A 24,374-nucleotide genomic window follows, 5' to 3' on the forward strand; every position below is an offset into this window, starting at 1 on the left:
CGTATACTGAAGAAACCAATGAAGCGGAATGAATACAATGCGATCGCTAAACCGACTTAAATGGCTGCACGCTTTTGAAGCCACCGCAAGGCATGGCAGCTTTACCGGCGCGGCACAGGAACTGGGCGTCACCCCTGCTGCCGTAGGCCAACTGGTCCGTTCGCTGGAAGACTGGGTCGGGCATCCGCTTCTTCATCGCAGCCGTTCAGGGAAAGAGCGGTTGACGCTGGTTGATGAAGCGCAGAATGCGCTGCAGGACATCACACAGGGGCTGGACAAACTTGAAACCGGCTTAAGCAAGCTTCGTGGTCGCCGGTCTCGATCGGTTGTGGTGGTTACGGCCTCCCAGGTTCTGATGATGAACTGGTTGATGGATCGTCTGAACCGGTTCTCGGAAGCGCACGAGAACATCGATCTACGGCTTAACGTCACCGAGAAACTGATGGACGTATCGCACGGTGAGGCGGATATCGGCATTCGCTGCGGGCAAGGCGACTGGCCTGGGGTAAATAAAACCTGGCTAATGGATGAGGAAGCCGTGCTGGTCTGCAGTCCGCGTCTGGTACCACCTGAGAAAATGGCCTGCGCCGAATGGCTCGCCGCTCAAAAGCTCATCCACGATGACACGCCACATCCCGGCGCAGGTTTTCCGTCCTGGGATAATGTACTGATGGCGGTCGGTGCACCCGAACCGCTGGAAAACGGGCTGCATATTAACTCCACCTCAGCGGTGATCCTGTCAGCGCTGAGCGGCAGAGGCGTGGCCATCGTTCGCTACGCTCTGGTTAAACAGCTTATCGAAACAGGGCAACTGGTCCAACTGCATCCCGATCACCGCTGGTCACTTACATGGTCCTATTACCTGGTCACGCCACAGCAAAACGTTCTGCGTGATGAAGTAAAAGTGTTCCGCGACTGGCTTCTTCAGGACGTCGTTTCAGGCGATTCGTGATCTGCCGTCTCAGGGATTAAGCTATCCCGTTAATCGCCCCCGGAGCGCCACGCTTTATTTCCTCGCAGAATAGCGACATAGAATTTCTTCTCTGATCTGCAAGATTATCTGATTTGTTGTAGCTGTCGGTCGAGCTGATAATCACTCTCAATGAATGTTACGCATTTTTATCTGCAAACGGGGCACCTCAGCTCCATAACCCTGACCGGAACAGCTTAATGAAAGACAGCGTTGTTATTATTGGCGCAGGTGTAAGCGGCCTGTATGCCGCCACACTGCTCGAAAAAGCTGGGGTGGATTATGTGATTCTGGAAGCCCGTGACCGAACCGGCGGACGCGTACTCTCAGGCCAGCAATTATCGACCCCTCCCGTCGGGATTCATGTCGATATGGGAGCAACGTGGTTCTGGCCGGACATTCAACCAGAGCTGGCTCAGCTGATCGAACAACTGCATATCCCGGTAATTTCACAGGCGCGCCCCGGCGACATGCTCTACGAACGCCGGTCAAATTCGACTCCAGAACGTTATCCTGCTTATGAAACTTCACCCGCATCCTTCAGGCTGGAGGGCGGAATGCAGTCGCTGACGGCGGCGCTGGTAAATAAAATTCCGCTTCATAAGGTTAAAACAGGCCATCAGGTTATTGCCATTTCGGACACCGGTAAGGAAATCCAGGTCCTGACACGGTCAGAAAGCCGCGATAATTCACCATTTTCCTGTAAGCATGTTTTCCTCGCGCTGCCATCCGCCCTGGCAGCAAAAATAGCGTTCAGGCCAATGCTGCCAGAGACGGTACTTTCAAACTGGCGAAGGATTCCGACGTGGATGGCGCGACACGCGAAATATGCCGCCGTATACAAAAAGGATTTTTTACATACGCAGCATCTTTCCGGCGATGCCAGCAGTCAAATCGGGCCGATGGTAGAAATTCACGACGTATCAGAGCCGAAATCCCATAAAACAGCGATTTTTGGCTTTATCGGCATGCCAGCAAAATCAAGATGGAACGTCTCTGAATCTGTACTCAAGCGGCTATGCCGCGAGCAGCTTGTGCGTTTATTCGGTCAGGATGCGGCAGAACCCGAAGCGGAATACCTGAAAGACTGGGCAGCCGACCCGTTCACTGCAACAGAATTTGATCTTCTGCAGGAAACTGGATACACGGTGCCTGAACAGCTCCCTGCACGCGGAGAGTGGTCGGGTAAATTAACGGGGATCGCCAGCGAATGGTCTGTGCCGTTCTCGGGTTATCTTGCTGGTGCAATGGATTCTTCGTCAAAGGGAGTCCAGCGCTGGCTTAAGCAAGAATCATTCAGTGAAATTGGTTTGCCGCCTCTACGAACCCCAGACATGTTTTAGTAAAGCAACTGCGTCTGGTTCTATGGCGCATCAGTCATGGCGGCTGGTTTTGAATTAGTGAAGCAATCGCAAAAAAAGACCGAAGACGATTCCTGTCTTCGGTCCAGGGAAATGGCTCTTCTCAGAGCCGTGCGCTAAAAGTTGGCATTAATGCAGGCTTGTTGCCTGACTCTTAAAAGATAGACGAAATGCAGGGGATTGCCAGACCGCATGTTGCAAAGTAGTTACGGATTGTTAGCATTGTGATCAACGTGGCAGAAACGGCGGCTTCCCGCGGAATACGCGGGCTGATGCGGAGATAAGGGATGCGCCAGGGCTGTGCCAGCGCATCCATCAGATATCAGTTACAGAGCTTCTCGGCGCGGGCAATAATCGGTGCCAGGCTTTTTTTATGCCCCGGGTTGGCCGGATCGTCAGCCAGCATCTTATCGATGGGAACACCCTTAATGCGACCGGCTTTAATACTCTCTTCCGCCGCCGCATTGAGCGGGTACTGCACCAGCGTACCGTCGTTAATCGCTAACAGCACGTTGCCTTTTTCGCAGCTGAGCATCATCTCTTCACGCGTGAAAGGCCAGTTGTCTTTACCCATATCGAAACGGCTGACGGTTTCAATCCCGGCCAGCGCACTGGTGCTGACGCTCAATACAGCAAACATTAATGCCAGTTTTTTCATGACTTTTCATACCTTCAAACAGTGCTTATAACAGTACATCGTCGGTGGCTGCCGCTCAGGCAGGTTCCAGGGTGGCAAACAGGCTGACTGAGAGCAACGCCAGCGCCGCCAACGCTACTTCCACCAGCGTGGCGATGACGAAATTATGCTGAGCCCCCTCTCCACTGCGCTGAAAGCGCGGCACCAGCCAGTAGCGGTTAAACAGCGCGATGGCGACCATCGCGGCAACCAGTAGCGTTTTCAGCAACAGCAGCTGGCTATAAAGCCGGAAACTGACAAGTGGCCATCCCAGCAGCAGCAGAGCGGCAAACACGCCGCTGATAATCGCCAGCGCCACGGCAAGATGGCCGTAGCGCGAATAGCGCATCATGGTTTTAATTGCCTCGTAGCGCCAGGTAGCATTGCGAGCTTCTCGCATCAACAGCGCCACCGGCCACAGACCACCCGCCCAGAATGCTGCGGCCAGCAAATGCACGATCTGGTTGCCGCGCTGTAGTGCACCCAGCCAACCGTCAAGGATCGCAGCGTGGCCGACAAATGCCAGTCCAGCAAGCTGCAGTAGCGCACATAGCAACATCATTTGCTGACGAAGTCTGCCCTGCAACAACAGCGTCAGGCAGCCGAGCATTGCCAGCACGCACTGCAACTGCCAGACACGGCCAAATCCGGTTTGTAACACGGCAGCCCAAACGTCGGCATTGATCATATCTCGCCAGCCATCACCCATCAGCCCGGTTTGGGCACTCAGCAGCAGTAGCGTGGTGAATAGCGTCAGCCAGCAGGATATCTGTATCAGCGGACGGAAGCGGTCGCTGAGACGCGCACGGTATCGTGCCGGCGCTAAAAGCGTGGTAAAGATCCCCGCTCCCGCCAGCGACATCAGCGCGCCAAAATGCAGCCAGCGGCAGAAAATATAGAAGCCGGTTAGCGACATATTACTTCAGGCTGTTGTTACGCATCGTGCTCAATCATCCTTGCGAGTAGCGGCGTCGGGCGACCAGAGGCCGAAAGAATACCCCGCCTGAATAGCAGTGTCGAGGTGATAACGACTATCGATTAGCCGGTAAACTTGCTAATCCGTGCCTTCTGCATTATTTTTGCGGCAAACTGTCTGGAGAACACCATGAGCACTAACCTGGCCACGCTGCCGCAGGAAGAAAAAGATAAAATCAACGTCGATCTGGCTGCCGCCGGGGTGGCGTTTAAAGAACGCTATAATATGCCGGTGATTGCCGAAATGGTCGAACGTGAACAGCCGGAGACTCTGCGTGACTGGTTCCGCCAGCGGCTGGCGCACTATCGCCAGCTGTCACTTTCCCTTTCGCGGCTGCCGTACGAACCCAAGCAAAAATAAGGGCTTGTCATTTTGCCGGGCATCGGTTGAGATAATCAGCAAAGCATTACTGCACCTAATCTCAACCATGGGAGTCATTATGTCCGGCTGGAACGTTGCTGCTGCACAGTCAGGGTCCCGCCCTGGCGATATCACCTGGAATATCCAACATCACCTTAAGTTTGTCCGCCTTGCTGCCTCCCGGCACGTTGATTTACTGATGTTTCCCGAACTGTCACTCACCGGTTATGAACTGCCGCTGATGGCAGAACTGGCCCTGTCCCTCGACGATCCCCGACTGCAGGTTTTTGCCGAGGCCGCCGTAGAATATCAGATGGGTATCAGCATCGGGCTGCCGCTGAACGGTGAAAATAACGTACGGCTGTCGGCGGCAACGTTCCTGCCCGACGGCACCCGTTTCGCCTACAGCAAACGCAATCTGTATGGTGAAGAAAAGCAGATTTTTGTTCCGGGCGCGGCCGTGCCGATGTTTGGCCATCAGCGCCACAACGTGGTGATGGCGATTTGCGCCGACATCAGCGTAGAGAAATTTGCCCAGGATGCCGCGCGCCAGGGTGCCGATCTCTATGCGACCAGCGTACTGGTGTCCGAGCAGGGCTATCAGCAGGACTGTGATTATCTTGCGCGCTGGTCGCGGGACTACAGGATGGCGGTGATGATGGCCAATCACGCCTGGCCGACAGGTGGCTATCAAAGCGCAGGAAAAAGCGCCTTCTGGGGGCCGGACGGACGTCAGGTAGTACAAGGCGGGAGCGGAGAACAGCTGATTATTGCCCGCCGCAGCGGTAATCATTGGCAGGGGGAGGTTCATCCGTTACCCTGCACCTCGGTTCTGTAAACGGGAGAGAGTATGTTACGTGTAATTGACACGGAAACCTGCGGCCTGCAGGGTGGTATTGTCGAAGTGGCATCGGTGGATGTGGTCGATGGACAGATCATAAATCCGATGAGCGATCTGATCTCCCCGGATCGGCCTATCAGCCGGCAGGCGATGGCTATTCATCGGATCACCGAAGAGATGGTGCTCGGTAAACCCACTATTGAGCAGGCGGTGGGGCGTTATCAGGGCAGCGCGTACTATGTGGCGCACAATGCCAGCTTCGATCGCCGGATGCTGCCGGAAATGCACGGCGAGTGGATTTGCACCATGACGCTTGCCCGTCGCCTGTGGCCCGGCCTCAAGTACGGCAATCAGGCGCTGCGCGATGCGCTGAATCTTGAGGTGATTACCCCACCCGGTCTGCATGCGCACCGGGCGCTGTACGACTGCTACATCACCGCTGTGCTGCTGATTCATATTATGGATGCCAGCGGCTGGGACGCTGCGGAAATGGTCCGCAGGATGCAGACGAAAGGACTGGAAAGCACCTTCCCGTTCGGTAAGTATCGCGGTCAGGCCATTGAGTCCGTGGCAAAGAAAGATCCGGGATATCTGCACTGGATGCTGAAAAACATCCCGGACCTGAAGCCCAATCTGCGTATTACCATGCAGCGGGCCTTAGGCATAGATGATTAGTGAGCAGAGTTGCTGGTGAGCGTGCCGTTCGCCAGCCCAATCAGAAACGCATACTCCAGCGCCACTTCTTCCCACACTTTATAACGGCCTGATTTGCCGCCGTGACCGGCATCCATATCGGTATGCAGCACCAGCAGATTCGAATCGGTTTTCAGCTCGCGCAGCTTAGCCACCCATTTAGCCGGTTCCCAGTACTGTACCTGAGAGTCGTGCAGGCCGGTCGTGACCAGCAAATGCGGATAATCCTGCGCAATAACCTGATCGTACGGGCTGTACTGCTTAATATAGCGATAATACTGCTCGTCGTTGGGGTTACCCCACTCATCATACTCACCGGTGGTCAGCGGGATACTCTCGTCCAGCATGGTGGTTACCACATCAACAAAAGGCACCTGCGCTACCACCCCGTGGAAGCGTTCCGGCACCATGTTGATCACCGCACCCATCAGCAAGCCACCGGCGCTGCCGCCCATGGCGTAGAGCTTAGCCGGATCGCCATAGCCTTTTTCCACCAGCGCATCGGTGATATCAATAAAGTCGTGGAAGGTGTTCATCTTATTCAGCAGGCGGCCATCATCGTACCACTGCTGACCCATTTCACCGCCGCCGCGAATGTGTGTTAAGGCGAAGACGAAGCCACGGTCCAGCAGACTGAGCCGGCTGGCGCTGAAATCCGGGTCCATGCTGCTGCCGTAAGAACCATAGCCGTAGACCAGCAGCGGGTTGCTGCCGGGGCGATAGCTGTCCTTGCGATACACCAGCGATACCGGCACATCAACTCCGTCACGCACGGTGACCCAATGGCGTTCACTGCGATAATGACCGGCATCAAACCCTTTTACCGCCGTCTGCTTCAGTACCTGACGCTCGCCGCTGTCCATATCCAGTTCGTACAGCGTGTCTGGCGTGGTCATTGAGGAATAGCCGTAGCGCAATTTGCTGGTCTCCGGCTCCGGGTTATGGCCAAGCCAGGTCACATAGGTTGGATCGTCAAAGGCAATCGCCCGTTCTTCCCCACTCTGCCAGTTAATCTGCCGCAGACGGGTGAGTCCGCGCTGACGCTCTTCCACTACCAGCCAGTCGCGGAACAGCGAGTAGCCTTCCAGCACGATATCCGCACGCGGTGCAATAATCGCCTGCCAGCTGTTTTCATCAACGGTGTCGGTGCGATAGAGGCCGAAGTTTTTACCGTCGCGATTCGATCGCAGGTAAAACTGCTGCTGATAGTGATCGACGCTGTATTCGTGATCTTTACGGCGCGGACTGAACATCACCGGTTTGGCATCCGGCACATTCGCATCCAGCAACAGGATTTCACTGGTGGTGCTGCTGTTGAGTGAAATAGCAATAAACTGCTCGGAGGTGGTCTTATACAGGCCGACATAGAAGGTGTCGTCCAGCTCCTCGTAGACCAACCGATCGCTTTCCTGCGCGGTGCCCAGCGTATGCCGCCAGACCTGGTAAGGTAGCAGCGTCTTCGGATGCTTGCGCACGTAGTAGAGCGTTTGCGAGTCATTCGCCCAGGTCATGCCGGCAGTCACACCTTCCAGCACATCGTCAAAGCTGCGCTCATCCTGCAGGTGGCGGAAATGAATGCTGTAGATGCGGCGAGAGAGAAAATCTTCAGCCAGAGCCAGGATCTGGTTATCACGGGTAATCGCCAGGCTGCCAAGTGCATAAAACTCACTTTCCGCCGCGCGCTGGTTGGCATCGACCAGCGTTTCCCACTGTTCGGGGTTGGCGGTTTCCGCAGGCTGACGGCTGTAAATGGCGTACTCGTTGCCCTCTTCATAGCGGCTCTGGTAGCGATAGCCATTTTTTACGTAGGGAACCGACTGGTCGCGCGGAGGAATGCGATCGATGATCTCCTGCAGCAGTTCCGCCTGCAACGCCTTTTGCGGTTCCAGCAAGCTGTCGCCGTACTCATTTTCTGCTTTGAGCCACGCGATAATTTCCGGATCTTCCCGTTGGTCATCGCGCAGCCAATAATAGTTGTCGCAGCGCGTGTCACCGTGCTGAGTCATCACATGAGGGACTTTCTTTGCTTTAGGTGGTGTCATGATATTTTCACGGTTGCTGTGCCTGCCTGTAAGACTGGCAGCAAGATGCCTGATTGCCAATAGCCGAAGGCACAACCGGTGTAAAATTAGCCACCACCTTTTACGCTACGCCCGGAAATCACACCGCGCGCAGTTTGCTATCGCCTTCTTCTGATTCAAGCTCACCGGCGTTAGACTCTTCCGGCATTTTACCGGTGCGCAGAATGTGCTGCAGTGCATCTTTGTTTTCTGCCAGATACAGGCCCAGCGCTTCACCCTGCTGCTCATCAAGCGCCAGCGGACTGGTGGTCAGCCATTCAGAAAAAACTTCGGCCATATCGAGCATTTTGTCGTAGGCATCGGCTTCTTTTTTGCTGGCAAACGTCATCTTTTCCTCACCTTTTCTGACGACTACGTATTGAATTTCAACAGCCATAATTTTCTTCTCGCTATACTGTGTTTATATACAGCCTATCACTGAAGCGGATTTGACTCAAGTTTAGCGTTCAGGATGAATACGCAAACGTTTTCGTTTATACTGCGCGCGTTTTTTCCATTCAATCAGGTAGAGATTATGACGACTCTTGGAACCGCGCTGCGCCCACAGGCGACTCGCGTAATGCTGTTAGGATCAGGTGAACTGGGTAAGGAAGTGGCGCTGGAATGTCAGCGTCTTGGCGTGGAAGTGATCGCCGTTGACCGCTACGCCGATGCCCCTGCCATGCACGTTGCCCACCGCAGCCATGTGATCAATATGCTGGACGGTGCCGCGCTGGCTGCCTTGATAGCCCAGGAAAAACCGGACTTCGTCGTGCCGGAAATCGAAGCCATCGCCACCGACATGCTGGTTGAACTGGAAAAACAGGGCCAGCACGTTGTCCCCACCGCGCGTGCGGCAAAGCTGACCATGAACCGCGAAGGCATTCGTCGCCTCGCCGCCGAAGAGCTGTCGTTACCGACTTCCACCTACCGCTTCGCCGACAGCCGTGAAGCCTTCTTTGCCGCCGCCGATGAAATTGGCTTCCCGTGCATCGTTAAGCCAGTAATGAGTTCCTCCGGCAAAGGCCAGAGCTTTATCCGCGAAGCTTCGCAGCTGGAAGCAGCCTGGGAATATGCCCAGCAGGGTGGCCGCGCCGGTGCGGGCCGCGTGATTGTTGAAGGCGTGGTGAAATTCGATTTTGAAATCACGCTGCTGACCATCAGCGCCGTTGACGGCGTTCATTTCTGTGCTCCAATCGGTCACCGTCAGGAAGATGGCGATTACCGTGAGTCCTGGCAGCCGCAGCAGATGAGCGATTTGGCTCTACAGCGCGCGCAGGACATCGCCCGCAAAGTGGTTGAAGCCCTCGGCGGACGCGGCCTGTTTGGCGTTGAGCTGTTTGTTTGCGGCGATGAAGTGGTGTTCAGCGAGGTTTCCCCTCGCCCGCACGATACCGGGATGGTGACGCTGATTTCTCAGGACGTTTCCGAGTTTGCCCTGCACGTTCGCGCGTTCCTCGGCCTGCCGGTTGGGGGTATTCGTCAGTACGGTCCGTCGGCCTCTGCCGTTATTCTGCCGCAGCTGGATAGTGATAACGTTCAGTTTGGTAATTTGCAGGCGGCTGTCGGTGCCGGTTTGCAGGTTCGTCTGTTCGGTAAGCCGGAGATCCGCGGTCAGCGCCGTCTGGGCGTGGCACTGGCGACCGGTACGGATATTGATGACGCGGTACAGCGTGCGGTTGCTGCGGCGGCGAGCGTCAAGGTTAGCGGGTAATTCAACGTTACTTGCGTTGGATGGGACAGTGGTGTTAACGCTGGCTGATAGTCCCCCGCTCTGGCGGCTTGTATTGTCTGGAACAACGGTGTTCGCTCTGGCTGGTGGTTCCCCCGCTCGGGCGGGTCCTCGCGCCACGCTTTGCGTGGTGCCATCACTTCGTTCCTCAGCCTCTCGGACCAGCACAGACGGGCGTCCTGCCCGGCTGTGCTTTTCGGTCGCGTCCATGCGACCAAATCCTGGCTTCCTCTCTACGTTCTGCGCTGCGGATTGCCCGTTCGGGGGAACCACCAGCCCGCTTTTAGATCTGGTGACTTCTGGATGAGAAAACAAATACCTATATCTTAATCTTCTGAGACTGAGCCCCGTTATGGCTGTAAAGCTTCTTAGTGCTCTCTTACCAACTCTCCCTGTTGCTTATAAATCATTCGAAGTCTGCCCTTCAAAAGCTTGAATCTGCATCCGCTAGCAATCTATCTGGTTCCGTTGGCTCAACAATTGATAACCTGAAGCAGATCGCAAGCTCTATGTAAGAAGGGGGCATCCTCTGCACAAACCGGACAATCCACAGCGCTGAGGTGAAGACAGCGGGACCGGGGACGCTAACAGGACGTTAGCGTCAGGGCTGGCGCGGGCAGGACGCCCGCTCCAGACCGGCCCGAAAGTCACGCTGCCGGAGCCGAAGGCATCACGCACAGCATGACGCGAGGACGCCCGACTTGCGCAGAGGATGCGCCCCGAACTCCAATGCCGCGGCTACAGCCACAGCGTTATAGCCAACAATAGGACTTTAATCTTCCCCCAAGAAGACCTGGTTTAACCTGACTCAATCAGCCAGCTAAGCACTTAATTATATTGAAGCTAACCGCAAGCACTTTGTAAGAAGGGACGCATCCTCTGCGCAAACCGGGCAATCCACAGCGCTGAGACGAAGACAGCGGGACCGGGGACGCTAACAGGACGTTAGCGTCAGGGCTGGCGCGGGCAGGACGTCCGCTCCAGACCGGCCCGAAAGTCACGCTGCCGGAGCCGAAGGCATCACGCACAGCGTGACGCGAGGACGCCCGACTTGCGCAGAGGATGCGCACCGAACACCAATGCCACAGCCACAGCCACAGCCACAGCCACAGCCAAATAACATTTTGGCAGCCCATAAAAAAACCGCCATCCCAAAGAGACAGCGGCCTTAAATTCTTAAACCGTGGTCAGATAAACGGCTCGCTTACCGCCACTAACCGTCACGCATTAGCGCGCGCCAGCTACCGCTTCCTGCGCCAGACGCGTAATACGATCGTAATCACCCGCCTCCAGCGCATCGGCAGGGACCAGCCATGAACCGCCAATACACAGCACGCTTTTCAGCGCCAGATAGTCACGGTAGTTCGCCGGAGAAATCCCCCCGGTCGGGCAGAAACGCACCTGCGGGAACGGCCCACCAATTGCCTGTAGCGCTTTCACGCCGCCGTTGGCTTCGGCCGGGAAGAACTTAAACTCGCGCAGGCCGTAATCCAGACCGGTCATCAGTTCAGAAACGGTGCTGATGCCCGGAATCAACGGCACCGGGCCGTCGACAGCGGCACGCAGCAGCGGCTCGGTCAGCCCCGGGCTGATAACAAACTGCGCACCGGCATCGGTGACTTCTTTCAGCTGCTGGGCGTTGAGCACCGTACCTGCACCCACAATGGCTTCAGGAACTTCTCTCACCATCGCTTTCAGCGCATCAAGTGCACACGGGGTACGCAGGGTCACTTCCAGCACGCGCACGCCACCGGCAACCAGCGCTTTAGCCATCGGCACCGCATGTTCGAGTTTGTTAACGACAATCACCGGGACAACCGGGCCGGTGGTCAGGATCTGTTCTGCGCTTGTTTTCCAGTTACTCATCAACAACCTTCTCCTGTCTGGCATGCTTTCCCTGTTTGAGATAGCAGGCAAATATTATGCGGTGGTTCCGAAACGGTGACTTACCTTACAACAGTGCGGGAGTATCGTCTATCGCTCTTCGGCATTTTTGAAACACAGGTTCAAAAATATTTTTAATATTGTGTCATTTTCAAAATATCAGGCAAAAAAAACGGCCCACACTTTTCAGTGAAGGCCGCTTATCTGCGAGATGACGTCAGAAAATCTTACTCGATTTCATTCCAGGAACGGCCATCACGCGTGATCATCGCCACGGAAGCAACCGGTCCCCATGTCCCCGCCTGATACGGCTTAGGTGCGTCTTTATCCGCAGCCCAGGCATCCATGATGGAGTCAACCCATTTCCAGGCCTCTTCCACTTCATCACGGCGCACAAACAGCGCCTGAATACCGCGCATGGTTTCTAACAGCAGGCGCTCATAGGCATCCGCCAGATGCGACTGGTTAAAGGTTTCAGAGAAGCTCAGGTCCAGCTGGGTGGTTTGCAGATTGTGCTTATGATCCAGGCCCGGAACTTTGTTCAGGATCTCGATTTCCACACCCTCATCCGGCTGCAGGCGAATAGTCAGTTTGTTCTGCGGCAGTTCAGGCCAGGTATCTTTAAACAGATTCAGCGCAGGGTTTTTGAAGTACACCACTACTTCGGAGCACTTGGTCGGCAGACGCTTACCGGTACGCAGGTAGAACGGAACGCCGGCCCAGCGCCAGTCGTCAATATCCACGCGAATGGAAACGAAGGTTTCAGTGCTGCTCTGCTTGTTCGCGCCCTCTTCTTCCAGGTAGCCAGGCACTTTTTTGCCCTGTACGAAACCGGCAGTGTACTGACCACGCACGGTCTTCTCACGCACGTTAGTCTGATCGATGCGGCGCAGGGAGCGCAGAACTTTCACTTTCTCATCGCGGATACGGTCAGCGGACAGATCGGCAGGCGGTGACATGGCGATCATGGTCAGAACCTGCAGCAGGTGGTTCTGGATCATATCGCGCATCTGGCCCGCTTTATCGAAGTAGCCCCAACGGCCTTCGATACCCACTTCTTCCGACACGGTGATCTGCACGCTGTCGATAGTACGGTTATCCCAGTTGGACGCAAACAGGGAGTTGGCGAAGCGCAGAGCCAGCAGGTTAAGAACCGTTTCTTTACCCAGATAGTGGTCGATGCGGAAGACCTGGCTTTCTTCGAAATATTCGCCAACCTGGTCGTTGATCTCCTGAGAGGTCACCAGCGAGGTACCCAACGGTTTTTCCATGACCACGCGAGCAGGCTTGGCGTTAAGTTTCGCCTGGCCCAGGCCCTGACAGATTGCGCCGAAGGTGCTTGGCGGCATAGCGAAGTAGTTGATGGTCACGCGTTTTTTCTGGTCAAGCATTTTGCCCAGACGCGGGAAATGGCTGCTGTCATTAACATCCAGGTTGCAGAAATCAAGTCGGCTACTGAGTTTATCCCACAGCGCTTCGTCAATTTTTTCCTTCATGAAGGTTTCCAGCGCTTCACGCACCACTTTGGTATAGGCAGCTTTGTCCCATTCCGCACGGCCTACGCCGATGATGCGTGATTCTTCATGGATCTGGCCCGCTTTTTCTAACTGGTACAGAGAGGGCAACAGTTTCCGGCGCGCCAGGTCGCCTTTGGCGCCGAAAATCACCAGATCGCATGCCTGGGCTGTTTGTGTAACCGCCATTTCATTCTCCTCGTTGCAGGATTAGACTGTCCATGTAGGTTCCGTAGTTGGACAGATCTTATTGTAATTTTATTTCAACACACTGTACTTCGTTTGCCCGGCCCGCGTAAACCAGGTGAGGTAACTCTGGCACAATGTATTCAATTCGATGGTTAAATAACTGGCAAAAACGGTCGATCTGCGTCTAAGCTTTGCGTAATAAACCATCAGTTCTGATGTTGTTATTACCAATCTGAAAACCTGACACAGCTCAAACTATGGTAAAAAATGTAAAGTTTTCTCATCATGCTACTGCCGTCTCTGCCGTAGCGCATTGTATATTCTCTACAAAATGACATCGATTTCTCCTTTGATTGAAATCGTCAGAATGTATGAGTGGTTAGTCCTATGAATATGCTGGAAAAAATTCAATCCTGCCTGGAAAATTTAAGCAAATCCGAGCGCAAAGTTGCCGTCGTTATCCTTGATTCCCCGACTACCGCGATGCATTCCAGTATTGCACTGCTGGCAAAAGCAGCAGGCGTTAGCGAACCTACCGTAAACCGCTTCTGCCATCGACTGAATACCAAAGGCTTCCCGGACTTTAAGCTCCAGCTGGCGCAAAGTCTGGCCAACGGTACGCCGTATGTCAGCCGCAATGTCGAACAGGAAGATAGCGTAGAGTCCTATTCCGGTAAAATTTTCGAGTCGGCGATGGCCGGGCTGGATCGGGTAAAACAGAGCCTGGATACCAGCGCCGTCAATCGTGCCGTCGATCTACTGACCCAGTCAAAGAAAATCGCCTTTTTTGGTTTGGGTGCCTCGGCAGCCGTGGCGCATGACGCAATGAATAAATTTTTTCGCTTCAATGTGCCAGTGATCTATTCCGATGATATTGTGATGCAGCGCATGAGCTGTATGAACAGCAACGAGGGAGATGTGATGGTACTGATCTCCCATACCGGGCGCACAAAATCAATGGTTGAGCTGGCGAGGCTGGCGCGGGAAAATGATGCTACGGTCGTGGCGATTACCTCGCCAGACTCCCCGCTGGCGCGTGAAGCGACGCTGGCGCTGACCCTAGATGTACCGGAAGACACCGATATTTATATGCCGATGGTTTCACGCCTCGCGCAGCTGACGCTGATCGATGTGCTGGCCACCGGTTTTACCCTGCGGCGCGGCGCGAAGTTTCGCGATAATCTGAAGCGGGTTAAGGATGCACTGAAAGAGTCGCGTCTGGAAAAGGAAGGCCAGGTTAACATCAGTCATTAGCAGTTTTACTTAGTAACGACGATGAAGGTTCGGGATTATCCGTTCCTTATCATATACCCAGAGATAAAACCTGGTAGTGCTTGCACTTGCAACACCACACTAAAAGTCAACGGAGTTATACATGTCAAGACGTCTCAGAAGAACCAAGATTGTAACCACACTGGGGCCTGCCACGGATCGCGATAATAACCTTGAAAAGATCATTGCAGCAGGCGCCAATGTCGTTCGTCTGAACTTCTCACATGGCACAGCGGAAGATCACCAGAAACGCGCAGACAGCGTTCGCGCTATTGCCGCTAAACTGGGCCGTCACGTTGCCATCCTGGGTGACCTGCAGGGACCAAAAATCCGCGTATCTACGTTTAAAGAAGGCAAAGTCTTCCTGAATATCGGTGAGCGCTTCCTGCTGGATGCCAGCCTGGGTAAAGGTGAAGGCGATAAAGAAAAAGTCGGCATCGATTACAAAGGCCTGCCTGCTGACGTGGTACCTGGCGATATCCTGCTGCTGGACGACGGCCGCGTACAGCTGAAAGTGCTGGAAGTTCAGGGAATGAAAGTCTTCACCGAGGTGACCGTCGGTGGCCCGCTTTCCAACAATAAAGGCATTAACAAGCTGGGCGGCGGTCTGTCAGCCGAAGCGCTGACCGAAAAAGACAAAGCCGACATCCTGACAGCGGCACAGATCCGCGTGGATTACCTGGCAGTCTCCTTCCCTCGCTGTGGCGAAGACCTGAACTACGCTCGTCGCCTGGCGCGCGAAGCAGGCTGTGAGGCGAAAATCGTCTCTAAAGTTGAGCGTGCTGAAGCCGTTGCAACTCAGGAAGCCATGGATGACATCATCCTCGCTTCCGACGTCGTGATGGTGGCAAGGGGCGATCTGGGCGTTGAGATTGGCGATCCGGAGCTGGTCGGTATTCAGAAAGCGCTGATCAGCCGCGCTCGCCAGCTGAACCGTTCCGTGATCACCGCCACCCAGATGATGGAATCGATGATCACCAACCCAATGCCGACCCGTGCAGAGGTCATGGACGTCGCGAACGCCGTGCTGGACGGCACCGATGCGGTGATGCTGTCGGCGGAAACCGCTGCGGGCCAGTACCCGGCTGAAACGGTAACGGCGATGGCGAAAGTGTGCCTGGGCGCAGAAAAAGTGCCAAGCATCAACGTCTCTAAGCACCGTCTGGACGTGCAGTTCGATAACATCGAAGAAGCGATCGCCATGTCTGCGATGTACGCCGCTAACCACCTGCAGGGCGTTACGGCGATTATTACCATGACCGAGTCCGGCCGTACCGCGCTGATGACCTCGCGCATTACTTCCGGTCTGCCAATCTTCGCCATGTCTCGCCACGAAAGTACCCTGAATCTGACCGCTCTGTATCGCGGCGTGACCCCGGTGTTCTTCGACAGCCACAACGACGGCGTGGCGGCAGCGCACGACGCAATCAACCTGCTGCGCGAGAAAGGTTTCCTGGTGTCCGGCGACCTGGTTATCGTTACCCAGGGCGACGTGATGAGCACCACCGGCACCACCAACACCAGCCGCGTGCTGCGCGTAGAGTAATTCCCCGCTCGCTATTGATGAATGTAATGGGCCAGGCAACTGGCCCTTTTTTATTCGCAAACCGCTCAGGCGGTTTTCGCATTTTCAACTTACTGGAAGGAGCCAGCATGGCGTCATTTACGCCTCTGTCGAGTCTGACCCCGCGGTACTTGATTTTTCCTCTGTCGCTGGTGCTGTTTGAATTCGCCACCTATATCGCTCATGACATGATCCAGCCGGGTATGCTGCTGGTCACCGAAGAATTTGGCGTCGGTCCGGAATGGGTCTCCGCGTCGTTAACCGCCTATCTTATTGGCGGCATTATGCTGCAGTGGCTGCTTGGTCCGCTGTCGGATAAATTTGGCCGCCGTCCGGTGATCCTCGGCGGCGTAGCGTTCTTTATGCTGACCTGTATGGCCACGCACTGGGTGCAGAGCATCGAGCAGTTTGTGCTACTGCGATTCCTGCAGGGCACCAGCCTGTGCTTCATCGGCGCCGTAGGCTATGCAGCCATCCAGGAAGCCTTCGATGAAGCGCTGAGCGTTAAAATGATGGCGCTGATGGCCAACGTTGCCCTGCTGGCTCCGCTGGCTGGTCCGCTGGCAGGGGCGGCATTTCTTGAATTCAGCGACTGGCGCACCATGTTCTGGCTGTTTGGCGCGCTGACGGCACTCGCTTTGGTAGGATTATGGCTGACGATGCCGGAAACCTCCGGCAACCCGCAGATGTCACTGTCGCTGCCATCGCTGGCGAAGGGCTATGCGGTACTGGTGAAAGACCGCCAGGTGATGAGCGGTTCACTGGCTATCGGCCTGGTCACTATTCCCTGCCTGGCCTGGGTGGCGCTGTCGCCGGTTATCCTGATCCACGACGAGGGGCTGACGCGGATGGATTACGCGCTGCTACAGCTGCCGGTATTTATAGCGATGATTATCGGCAACCTGACGCTGGGCAAGCTGGCATCACGCCTGCCGATCGATAAGCCGCTGCGGCTGGGTGCCTGGCCTATTCTGCTGGGGTTAGCGATTTCCACCATTGCCACGCTGATCGATAACCACAGTTATCTGTGGCTGACCGCCGGTTTAAGTATTTATGGATTCGGCACCGGGCTGGTTAATGCCGGTTTATACCGACTGACGCTGTTCTCCAACGAGTCAGGTAAAGGCAGCGTGGCGGCGATGCTCGGCATGGTCAGCATTCTGGTGTTCGCGCTGGGCATTGAGCTGGCGAAATTTGCCTACTTCAGCGACGGGTCGCGGGCGTTCAGCCTGGTGAATCTGGCCTGTGGCGTTATCTGGTTCCTGCTGGTGCGCGCCTTCCTGCGCGAGTGGCAGCGCCGCTCCACGTTGATCGCGCACTAATTCACCACCTTTAGTGCAGCCCGCCGCTTAAAGCCTGCGGGCTGGCGTATAAAAAAAGCCGCGCCTCATAGAGGATTGCGGCTTTTTTATGCCAGTCGCGGCCGGGATTCAAACGCAGCCAGGGCGCTATTTCTTTGGATAAAGTTCCTGGCGATCGTAAGGTTCAGTCTCACCCGGTCTGCGGGTTTTCAGCAGCTTAAGAATCCAGGTGTACTGCTCCGGATTCGGGCGAACAAAAATTTCCACTTCCTCATTCATACGCCGCGCCAGCGTGACATCGTCCGCATCCAGCAGATCGTCCATTGGCGGACGCAGATGAATGGTCAGACTGTGGCTTTTGCTGTCATACACGGGAAACAGCGGCACCACTTTCGCACGACACACCTTCATCAGGCGACCAACGGCAGGCAGCGTGGCTTTGTAAGTCGCGAAGAAGTCGACGAACTCACTGTGCTCCGCGCCGTGATCCTGATCCGGCAGGTAATAACCCCAGTAGCCCTGCCGAACCGAGCTGATAAACGGTTTGATCCCGTCGTTGCGCGCGTGCATACGGCCACCAAAACGGCGGCGCACGCGATTCCACACGTAATCCATCACCGGGTTACGCTGATTGTGGAACATCGCAGCCATCTTCTGCCCTTCCGAAGCCAGCACCATCGCCGGGATATCCACCGCCCAGCCGTGCGGCACAAGGAAAATCACATTCTGCTGTGCTTCTCGCAGCTGGTCGATCAGCTCGCGGCCGTGCCAGTGAACACGCGGCTGAACCTTATGCGGGCGTAGCGCCAGCTCAGCCATCATCACCATCGATTGCGGTGCGGTCGCGAACATCTCATCAATTATTTTCTCCCGCTCTTCCTCCGGAACCTCCGGCAGGCAGTAAAGCAGGTTAATCTGCGCACGGCGGCGTGCGCTGCGGGCCAGTTTACCGGCCATGCGGCCAAGCGATCCCAGAACCGGATCGCGTAAACGAGGAGGAACTAAAGCAATAGCAGCAAAGGCACCTACCGCCAGCCAGCTGCCCCAGTAGCGAGGATGTAAAAAGGATTTCTTAAAAACGGGAATAAATTCAACGTGACTTTTTTTTATGTTTTCCATGCACCGGCCTCTACAATAACGGGCTAATGATAGTGCTGGCAGGTAATTTTGCAATGCATTAACCTGGATTTTTCCGGTAAACGGCCAGTATTTAGACCAGTTTCACCCGGATTTCGTGCACTCTGGTAATAAAAAAGCCGACGGACTGAGTGCTCCATCGGCTCTGTTATCAGCGGCAGCGAATTACTTGAATCGCAGCTGCGGTACGACTTCCCGGACCTGAGCCAGATAGTCGCTGCGCTCTTTACCGGCCAGGCCTTCCATCCGCGGCAGCTTAGCCGTTAATGGGTTAACCGCCTGGTTGTTGATCCAGATTTCATAATGCAGGTGCGGGCCGGTTGAACGGCCGGTACTGCCGGAAAGCGCAATGCGATCGCCACGTTTAACTTTCTGACCCGGTTTGACCAGCAGTTTCTTCAGGTGCATATAGCGGGTCATATACTGGCGGCCGTGACGAATCGCGACGTAGTTGCCAGCCCCACCGCTGCGCTTGGCGACGATAACTTCACCATCACCCACCGCCAGTACCGGTGTACCCAGCGGGATAGCGAAGTCGACACCTTTATGCGGCGCAACACGCCCGGTCACCGGGTTCAGGCGACGCGGGTTGAAGTTAGAAGAAACGCGATACTGCTTAACGGTTGGGAAGCGCATAAAGCCACGCGCCAGCCCGGAGCCACTGCGATCGTAAAACTTACCATCTTCGGCGCGGATGGCGTAATAATCTTTGTCGCCGCTGCGCATGCGCACACCCAGCAGCTGGCTTTGCTCGCTCTTGCCGTCCAGCATTTCGCGGGACATCAGCACAGAGAACTGGTCGCCCTTGCGCAACTTGCGGAAATCCATCTGCCACTGTAGCGACTTGATCACCGCACTGATTTCAGCGCTGGTTAATCCGGCTGCTTTGGCGCTGGTCACGAAACTACCGTTGACTTCGCCACTCAGAACGTTGTTTTTCCATTCCCCTTTCTGCATTTCAGACGAGGATTTAAAACTATCGCCTGAGCGATCGTACGTTCGGGTTTCACGGCGGGAGACTTCCCAGGTCAGACGCTGCAGCTGCCCGTCATCGGTCAGCGTCCATGAAAGCTGCTGACCAATTTGCAGGTTGCGCAGGTCTTTATCGCTTTTCACCAGCTGCGTAATATCCGACATATCAATGCCGTACTGGTTAAGAACGCTGCTGAGGGTGTCGCCGGTGGAGACCACGTAATCATGCGTCCCGGCTTCATCCGGTACGTCCTGATCGATCTCATCTTTTGGCGTGTCATCATCCGGAGAAGGGGTGTCCTGGTCGATCGGTTCACTGGCTTCAGGAAGCAGCGTACGCAGTTCGTTTTTATCCAGTTCGATTGTTTTAACAATCGGGCTTTCACTACCGGGATGATAAATGTAAGGCCGCCAGACGGTGACGGCCAGTGTAACTACGGTAAGTGACCCCAGCATGATGCGGTGAGGTCGGGGTAAGTTGTTGAACGCCATGGCGACAGCGCGGGCTATCTGCTGCAATTAGGTCTTCCTCTATTCTCCTTTCAGGCAGCTCGTATACTGGCTGGACAGCTGTGAGAGGAATTTCACATAGCTGTCTCGTGCTGGAGTGATGTCAGTACCGAGAGGATCGAGGGTGCCCGAACGCACGCTGGTTCCTCTGGCAACCGCATCGATCACGGCTGGCCTGAATTGTGGTTCAGCAAAGACGCATGTGGCCTTCTGCTCAACCAACTGTGTTCGTATTTGATGTAAACGCTGCGCGCCAGGTTGGATCTCAGGATTTACGGTAAAATGACCCAATGGAGTCAGTCCGTAGTGTTTTTCAAAGTATGTGTAAGCATCGTGAAAAACGAAATATCCTTTCCCTTTGACCGGGGCCAGCTGATTACCAATTTTCGCATCGACAGACGCCAATTCTGACTCAAAATGCTGCAGGTTGGCGTCTAGTTTGTCCTTGCTTTGCGGCATAAGTTCCAATAATTTTGCATGAATTGCAACCGCAGTTTTTTTCGCAATCTCCGGTGACATCCACAGGTGCATATTGTACTCGCCGTGATGATGGTGATCGTGGTCATCAGCCGCGCCGTGAGCATGCTCTTCATGCTCCTCTTCTTCGTCTTCCCCGCCTTTCAGCAGCAGCGCGTGTACACCCTCAATGCGGTCCATTTCCAGGTTCTTTTGCGGCGGTAATCCGGCCGCCATTTTAGCCATAAAGGCTTCCATTTCAGGGCCAACCCAAACCACTAAATCCGCGCCCTGCAAGCGTTTTATATCCGATGGACGTAATGCATAATCATGCTCTGATGCACCATCCGGTAGCAGAATTTCTACAGGTGTGACACCATCTGCAATCGCGGACGCAATAAAGCCGACTGGCTTAACGGAAGCCACAACGGCAGCCTGTGCAGGAAACGCGAAAGTGGCAGCAGCGCCGACGCCGGCAAGTGCTGCAAAGAGACGTGATTTTTTATGTAACATAATGATTCAATCCATCGTGATAAGCTGATGGGCTGTGATATTATAACATTATAGAACTTCTGCAACCGTAATCGACATGTCATCCTTGATCTCCCTTGAAAATGTAGCTGTGAACTTTGGTCAACGCCGGGTACTTTCCGATGTGTCGCTGAAGCTGGAACCCGGTCGCATTCTGACCCTGCTGGGCCCTAACGGCGCAGGCAAGTCAACGCTGGTACGAGTGGTGCTCGGCCTGATCGCGCCTACGTCCGGTGCGGTAAACAAACCTGCGGATCTGCGCATCGGCTACGTGCCGCAAAAAATTCATCTTGATGTTACTCTGCCGCTGACGGTCGACCGCTTTATGCGCCTGCGCCCTGGGGTAAAGCGTGAAGACATTTTGCCCGCGTTAAAACGCGTACAGGCTTCGCATCTGCTGAACTATCCGCTGCAAAAGCTTTCCGGTGGTGAAACGCAGCGCGTGCTGCTGGCCAGGGCACTGCTCAATCAACCTCAGCTGCTGGTGCTGGATGAGCCGACCCAGGGCGTGGATGTCAACGGTCAGGTGGCGCTGTACGATCTCATTGACCAGCTGCGTCGCGAGCTGAACTGCGGCGTACTGATGGTGTCCCACGATTTGCATCTGGTGATGGCCAAGACCGATGAAGTACTGTGCCTTAACCACCATATCTGCTGCTCCGGCACCCCCGAAGCCGTTTCAAAGCACCCGGAATTTATCTCCATGTTTGGCCCGCGCGGCGCTGAACAGTTGGCTATCTATCGGCACCACCATAATCATCGTCACGACTTAAAGGGACGAATCATTTTACGTAAGGGACCCGGTCGTCATGATTGAACTGTTGTTACCCGGCTGGCTGGCGGGGATTTTACTGGCGCTGGCGGCAGGGCCGCTTGGCTCGTTTGTCGTCTGGCGCCGCATGTCTTATTTCGGCGATACCCTGGCGCACGCTTCTCTGCTCGGCGTAGCTTTTGGCCTGCTGCTCAATGTCAGTCCGTTTTATGCCGTAATCGCAGTGACGCTGATCCTGTCGCTGGTGCTGGTCTGGCTGGAACGGCGGCCGCATCTGGCGATCGATACCCTGCTGGGCATTATGGCGCACAGCGCGCTGTCTCTTGGTATGGTGGTCGTCAGCCTGATGTCTGACGTGCGCGTGGATCTGATGGCCTATCTGTTTGGCGATCTGCTGGCGGTGACCCCGATAGATTTATGGACCATTGCCATCGGCGTGGCGATAGTGCTGATTGTACTGGCCTGGCAGTGGCGTGCCCTGCTGTCGATGACCATCAGCCCGGAAATGGCCCAGGTCGATGGCGTCAACATTCAGCGCAGTAAGCTAATCCTGATGCTGGTGACCGCGCTAACCATCGGCGTGGCGATGAAGTTTGTCGGTGCGCTGATTATCACCTCGCTGCTGATTATTCCTGCCGCAACGGCTCGCCGTTTCGCTCGTTCGCCGGAACAGATGGCTGCGTTTGCCATTGTGGTCGGGATGCTGGCGGTCACCGTCGGGCTGACCTTCTCAGCGTTTTACGATACGCCTGCCGGTCCGTCGGTAGTACTGGGTGCGGCGGCGATGTTTATCCTGAGCATGGTAAAAAAACCGGCGGTCTGATTATCCGCCGAAGGTGTCTCGCAGTCCTCAAATCCCGCCTGTACAGCCTTAAAAAAAAACAGCCCCGGAATGGATGATATTCAGGGGCTGTTGCGATCTGTGCGCAGGCGAGCCTGCATCAGACAGTTTTCTCAGGCTTCGCGGTCAATGCCGAAATGCTTATAGGCGTGCTGAGTGGCCATTCGGCCGCGTGGGGTGCGTTGAATAAAGCCCTGTTGGATCAGATAGGGTTCCAACACGTCCTCAATGGTTTCACGCTCTTCACCAATGGCGGCGGCCAGGTTATCCAGCCCGACCGGCCCCCCGGTAAATTTATCGATAATCGCCAGCAGCAATTTACGGTCCATATAGTCAAAGCCTTCGCTGTCCACGCTCAGCATATCCAGCGCGCGGGCAGAGACTTCACCGGTCATCTCACCGTCGGCTTTCACTTCGGCGAAGTCGCGCACGCGGCGCAGCAGGCGGTTAGCAATACGCGGCGTGCCTCGCGCACGGCGGGCGATCTCCAGCGCACCTTCGGCGCTGAGCGGCAGCCCAAGACAGGCCGCGCTGCGGCTGACAATGTGCTGCAGATCCTCAACGCGATAAAATTCCAGGCGCTGAACGATACCGAAGCGATCGCGCAGGGGCGACGTCAGCGATCCCGCGCGGGTTGTTGCGCCGATCAGGGTAAAGGGCGGCAGATCCAGCTTGATCGAACGTGCGGCCGGGCCCTCGCCAATCATAATATCCAGCTGATAGTCTTCCATCGCCGGATACAGCACCTCTTCCACCACCGGAGACAGGCGATGGATCTCATCGATAAATAGCACGTCATGCGGTTCAAGGTTGGTCAGCATCGCGGCCAGATCGCCCGCCTTTTCCAGCACCGGGCCGGAAGTGGTGCGCAGATTCACGCCCATCTCATTGGCAACGATATTGGCGAGTGTGGTTTTACCCAGCCCCGGCGGGCCGAAGATCAGCAGATGATCGAGCGCATCGCCGCGCATCTTCGCGGCCTTGATGAAAATCTCCATCTGCTCGCGCACGACCGGCTGCCCGACATACTCTTCAAGCAGCTTGGGACGGATAGCGCGGTCAATGACCTCTTCTTCGGTGATAACCCCGGCGGAGACCAGGCGATCGGCTTCAATCATGCTCTACCTCAAATAGCTGCGCGCAGCGCTTCGCGGATCAGGGTTTCGCAGTCAGCATCGGGTTTGCCCACTTTGCTGACCATGCGGCTGGCTTCCTGAGGTTTATACCCCAGCGCCACCAGCGCAGCAACCGCTTCGCCCTCTGCATCATTGACCGCCGCGCTCTGCACCTCGCTGGTCAGCGCAAACGGCGCATCGGTAGCGAACAGATCGCCGTGCATACCCTTGAAGCGGTCCTTCATCTCGACAACCAGACGCTCGGCGGTTTTCTTGCCGACGCCGGGCAGTTTCACCAGTGCGGCAATCTCTTCACGCTCAACGGCAGTGACAAACTGCTGCGCCGACATGCCCGAAAGAATGGCCAGCGCCAGTTTTGGCCCCACGCCGTTGACTTTAATCAGTTCACGAAACAGCGCGCGTTCCTGCTTGCTGTTAAAACCGAACAGCAGCTGGGCATCTTCACGCACCACAAAATGGGTAAAGATAATCGCTTCATGATTCAGTTCAGGAAGCTCATAAAAACAGGTCATTGGCATTTGCACTTCATAGCCAACTCCGCTGGCTTCAATCAGCACCACAGGTGGCTGTTTTTCCAGAATGATGCCTCTCAGACGACCTATCACATTAGCTTCCTTCAGATAAGA

At 55.4% G+C, this 24,374-nt stretch carries 22 protein-coding genes; 11 read left to right on the plus strand and 11 right to left on the minus strand.

The genetic code is table 11. From position 1 onward, the window contains the following. Window positions 1-37: 37 nt before the first annotated feature. Window positions 38-952, plus strand: coding sequence for a LysR substrate-binding domain-containing protein (locus IBT47_RS05130; RefSeq protein WP_200559802.1), 915 nt, complete (start codon window positions 38-40; stop codon window positions 950-952). A gap of 218 nt (window positions 953-1,170) precedes the next feature. Further along, a complete protein-coding gene (locus tag IBT47_RS05135; protein WP_200559654.1) occupies window positions 1,171-2,313 on the plus strand; it encodes an FAD-dependent oxidoreductase in 1,143 nt (380 codons plus the stop codon). A 340-nt stretch (window positions 2,314-2,653) separates the two neighbouring features. Here IBT47_RS05135 and IBT47_RS05140 read toward each other — a convergent pair whose 3' ends face one another. Both IBT47_RS05140 and copD read right to left on the minus strand, forming a co-directional pair. Beyond that, the gene (locus tag IBT47_RS05140; protein WP_105594242.1) at window positions 2,654-2,989 is read right to left on the minus strand and encodes a YebY family protein; all 336 of its coding nucleotides are present in this window, start codon (window positions 2,987-2,989) and stop codon (window positions 2,654-2,656) included. Between the two features lie 55 nt (window positions 2,990-3,044). Continuing rightward, window positions 3,045-3,923 (minus strand): copper homeostasis membrane protein CopD, encoded by an 879-nt coding sequence (gene copD, locus IBT47_RS05145; RefSeq protein WP_200559655.1) that lies wholly within the window; start codon window positions 3,921-3,923, stop codon window positions 3,045-3,047. 189 nt (window positions 3,924-4,112) lie between these two features. On the opposite strand from copD, the gene IBT47_RS05150 reads away from it, so the two are divergent. From IBT47_RS05150 to exoX, 3 genes are all read left to right on the plus strand, one after another. Beyond that, the gene (locus IBT47_RS05150) at window positions 4,113-4,343 is read left to right on the plus strand and encodes a DNA polymerase III subunit theta (protein ID WP_200559656.1); all 231 of its coding nucleotides are present in this window, start codon (window positions 4,113-4,115) and stop codon (window positions 4,341-4,343) included. A gap of 79 nt (window positions 4,344-4,422) precedes the next feature. After that, window positions 4,423-5,181 carry a carbon-nitrogen hydrolase family protein gene (locus tag IBT47_RS05155; RefSeq protein ID WP_200559657.1) on the plus strand — a complete coding sequence of 253 codons (759 nt, stop codon included), beginning with the start codon at window positions 4,423-4,425 and terminating at the stop codon, window positions 5,179-5,181. A 12-nt stretch (window positions 5,182-5,193) separates the two neighbouring features. Next, window positions 5,194-5,859, plus strand: coding sequence for an exodeoxyribonuclease X (gene exoX, locus IBT47_RS05160; RefSeq protein ID WP_200559658.1), 666 nt, complete (start codon window positions 5,194-5,196; stop codon window positions 5,857-5,859). Here exoX and IBT47_RS05165 read toward each other — a convergent pair. After that, window positions 5,856-7,919 (minus strand): S9 family peptidase, encoded by a 2,064-nt coding sequence (locus IBT47_RS05165; RefSeq protein WP_200559659.1) that lies wholly within the window; start codon window positions 7,917-7,919, stop codon window positions 5,856-5,858. The two genes, exoX and IBT47_RS05165, sit on opposite strands and share 4 nt — an antisense overlap. A gap of 118 nt (window positions 7,920-8,037) precedes the next feature. Next, on the minus strand, window positions 8,038-8,334 hold the full coding sequence (locus IBT47_RS05170) for a YebG family protein (protein WP_200559660.1): 297 nt from the start codon (window positions 8,332-8,334) through the stop codon (window positions 8,038-8,040). A 138-nt stretch (window positions 8,335-8,472) separates the two neighbouring features. Here IBT47_RS05170 and purT point away from each other — a divergent pair, with 138 nt between their 5' ends. Then, window positions 8,473-9,651: a formate-dependent phosphoribosylglycinamide formyltransferase gene (gene purT, locus IBT47_RS05175; protein WP_200559661.1), complete on the plus strand. Its 1,179-nt coding sequence runs from the start codon at window positions 8,473-8,475 to the stop codon at window positions 9,649-9,651. A 1,245-nt stretch (window positions 9,652-10,896) separates the two neighbouring features. Here the strand turns inward: purT and IBT47_RS05180 are convergent. Continuing rightward, window positions 10,897-11,535 carry a bifunctional 4-hydroxy-2-oxoglutarate aldolase/2-dehydro-3-deoxy-phosphogluconate aldolase gene (locus tag IBT47_RS05180; RefSeq protein WP_105594251.1) on the minus strand — a complete coding sequence of 213 codons (639 nt, stop codon included), beginning with the start codon at window positions 11,533-11,535 and terminating at the stop codon, window positions 10,897-10,899. Between the two features lie 245 nt (window positions 11,536-11,780). Then, a complete protein-coding gene (gene zwf, locus IBT47_RS05185) occupies window positions 11,781-13,256 on the minus strand; it encodes a glucose-6-phosphate dehydrogenase (protein ID WP_105594252.1) in 1,476 nt (491 codons plus the stop codon). Window positions 13,257-13,643: 387 nt separating this feature from the next. Between zwf and IBT47_RS05190 the strand changes: the two genes are divergently transcribed. The 3 genes from IBT47_RS05190 to IBT47_RS05200 all read left to right on the plus strand — a co-directional run bounded on the left by IBT47_RS05190 (window position 13,644) and on the right by IBT47_RS05200 (window position 17,414). Continuing rightward, window positions 13,644-14,510 (plus strand): MurR/RpiR family transcriptional regulator, encoded by an 867-nt coding sequence (locus IBT47_RS05190; protein WP_105594253.1) that lies wholly within the window; start codon window positions 13,644-13,646, stop codon window positions 14,508-14,510. Between the two features lie 121 nt (window positions 14,511-14,631). Next, the gene (gene pyk, locus IBT47_RS05195; protein WP_200544012.1) at window positions 14,632-16,074 is read left to right on the plus strand and encodes a pyruvate kinase; all 1,443 of its coding nucleotides are present in this window, start codon (window positions 14,632-14,634) and stop codon (window positions 16,072-16,074) included. A gap of 107 nt (window positions 16,075-16,181) precedes the next feature. Then, window positions 16,182-17,414, plus strand: coding sequence for an MFS transporter (locus IBT47_RS05200; protein ID WP_200559662.1), 1,233 nt, complete (start codon window positions 16,182-16,184; stop codon window positions 17,412-17,414). Between the two features lie 126 nt (window positions 17,415-17,540). On the opposite strand, the gene lpxM is transcribed toward IBT47_RS05200, so the two are convergent. The 3 genes from lpxM to znuA all read right to left on the minus strand — a co-directional run bounded on the left by lpxM (window position 17,541) and on the right by znuA (window position 20,981). Continuing rightward, a complete protein-coding gene (gene lpxM / locus IBT47_RS05205) occupies window positions 17,541-18,512 on the minus strand; it encodes a lauroyl-Kdo(2)-lipid IV(A) myristoyltransferase (RefSeq protein WP_200559663.1) in 972 nt (323 codons plus the stop codon). Between the two features lie 183 nt (window positions 18,513-18,695). Then, window positions 18,696-20,021, minus strand: coding sequence for a murein DD-endopeptidase MepM (gene mepM, locus IBT47_RS05210; RefSeq protein ID WP_200559664.1), 1,326 nt, complete (start codon window positions 20,019-20,021; stop codon window positions 18,696-18,698). Between the two features lie 12 nt (window positions 20,022-20,033). Then, a complete protein-coding gene (gene znuA, locus IBT47_RS05215; RefSeq protein ID WP_200559665.1) occupies window positions 20,034-20,981 on the minus strand; it encodes a zinc ABC transporter substrate-binding protein ZnuA in 948 nt (315 codons plus the stop codon). 76 nt (window positions 20,982-21,057) lie between these two features. Here znuA and znuC point away from each other — a divergent pair, with 76 nt between their 5' ends. Continuing rightward, window positions 21,058-21,816: a zinc ABC transporter ATP-binding protein ZnuC gene (znuC, locus tag IBT47_RS05220; protein WP_105594258.1), complete on the plus strand. Its 759-nt coding sequence runs from the start codon at window positions 21,058-21,060 to the stop codon at window positions 21,814-21,816. Next, entirely contained in the window at window positions 21,809-22,594 is a 786-nt protein-coding gene (gene znuB, locus IBT47_RS05225; protein WP_200559666.1) for a zinc ABC transporter permease subunit ZnuB, read from the plus strand. The genes znuC and znuB overlap by 8 nt, the downstream gene beginning before the upstream one ends. A 131-nt stretch (window positions 22,595-22,725) precedes the next feature. Here znuB and ruvB read toward each other — a convergent pair whose 3' ends face one another. Then, window positions 22,726-23,730 (minus strand): Holliday junction branch migration DNA helicase RuvB, encoded by a 1,005-nt coding sequence (ruvB, locus tag IBT47_RS05230; protein WP_105594260.1) that lies wholly within the window; start codon window positions 23,728-23,730, stop codon window positions 22,726-22,728. Window positions 23,731-23,738: 8 nt separating this feature from the next. Beyond that, the gene (ruvA, locus tag IBT47_RS05235; protein WP_200544026.1) at window positions 23,739-24,353 is read right to left on the minus strand and encodes a Holliday junction branch migration protein RuvA; all 615 of its coding nucleotides are present in this window, start codon (window positions 24,351-24,353) and stop codon (window positions 23,739-23,741) included. Between the last annotated feature and the right edge of the window lie 21 nt (window positions 24,354-24,374).

Source organism: Erwinia sp. S43, from assembly GCF_016624745.1.
Classification (GTDB): Bacteria; Pseudomonadota; Gammaproteobacteria; order Enterobacterales; family Enterobacteriaceae; genus Erwinia; species Erwinia coffeiphila.

Excerpts from the sequence above, each read along its gene's own strand:
- IBT47_RS05130 (WP_200559802.1), top strand. The coding sequence starts at position 38 with ATGCGATCGCTAAACCGACTTAAATGGCTGCACGCTTTTGAAGCCACC.
- IBT47_RS05135 (WP_200559654.1), top strand. The coding sequence starts at position 1,171 with ATGAAAGACAGCGTTGTTATTATTGGCGCAGGTGTAAGCGGCCTGTAT.
- IBT47_RS05140 (WP_105594242.1), bottom strand. The coding sequence starts at position 2,989 with ATGAAAAAACTGGCATTAATGTTTGCTGTATTGAGCGTCAGCACCAGT.
- copD (WP_200559655.1), bottom strand. The coding sequence starts at position 3,923 with ATGTCGCTAACCGGCTTCTATATTTTCTGCCGCTGGCTGCATTTTGGC.
- IBT47_RS05150 (WP_200559656.1), top strand. The coding sequence starts at position 4,113 with ATGAGCACTAACCTGGCCACGCTGCCGCAGGAAGAAAAAGATAAAATC.
- IBT47_RS05155 (WP_200559657.1), top strand. The coding sequence starts at position 4,423 with ATGTCCGGCTGGAACGTTGCTGCTGCACAGTCAGGGTCCCGCCCTGGC.
- exoX (WP_200559658.1), top strand. The coding sequence starts at position 5,194 with ATGTTACGTGTAATTGACACGGAAACCTGCGGCCTGCAGGGTGGTATT.
- IBT47_RS05165 (WP_200559659.1), bottom strand. The coding sequence starts at position 7,919 with ATGACACCACCTAAAGCAAAGAAAGTCCCTCATGTGATGACTCAGCAC.
- IBT47_RS05170 (WP_200559660.1), bottom strand. The coding sequence starts at position 8,334 with ATGGCTGTTGAAATTCAATACGTAGTCGTCAGAAAAGGTGAGGAAAAG.
- purT (WP_200559661.1), top strand. The coding sequence starts at position 8,473 with ATGACGACTCTTGGAACCGCGCTGCGCCCACAGGCGACTCGCGTAATG.
- IBT47_RS05180 (WP_105594251.1), bottom strand. The coding sequence starts at position 11,535 with ATGAGTAACTGGAAAACAAGCGCAGAACAGATCCTGACCACCGGCCCG.
- zwf (WP_105594252.1), bottom strand. The coding sequence starts at position 13,256 with ATGGCGGTTACACAAACAGCCCAGGCATGCGATCTGGTGATTTTCGGC.
- IBT47_RS05190 (WP_105594253.1), top strand. The coding sequence starts at position 13,644 with ATGAATATGCTGGAAAAAATTCAATCCTGCCTGGAAAATTTAAGCAAA.
- pyk (WP_200544012.1), top strand. The coding sequence starts at position 14,632 with ATGTCAAGACGTCTCAGAAGAACCAAGATTGTAACCACACTGGGGCCT.
- IBT47_RS05200 (WP_200559662.1), top strand. The coding sequence starts at position 16,182 with ATGGCGTCATTTACGCCTCTGTCGAGTCTGACCCCGCGGTACTTGATT.
- lpxM (WP_200559663.1), bottom strand. The coding sequence starts at position 18,512 with ATGGAAAACATAAAAAAAAGTCACGTTGAATTTATTCCCGTTTTTAAG.
- znuA (WP_200559665.1), bottom strand. The coding sequence starts at position 20,981 with ATGTTACATAAAAAATCACGTCTCTTTGCAGCACTTGCCGGCGTCGGC.
- znuC (WP_105594258.1), top strand. The coding sequence starts at position 21,058 with ATGTCATCCTTGATCTCCCTTGAAAATGTAGCTGTGAACTTTGGTCAA.
- znuB (WP_200559666.1), top strand. The coding sequence starts at position 21,809 with ATGATTGAACTGTTGTTACCCGGCTGGCTGGCGGGGATTTTACTGGCG.
- ruvB (WP_105594260.1), bottom strand. The coding sequence starts at position 23,730 with ATGATTGAAGCCGATCGCCTGGTCTCCGCCGGGGTTATCACCGAAGAA.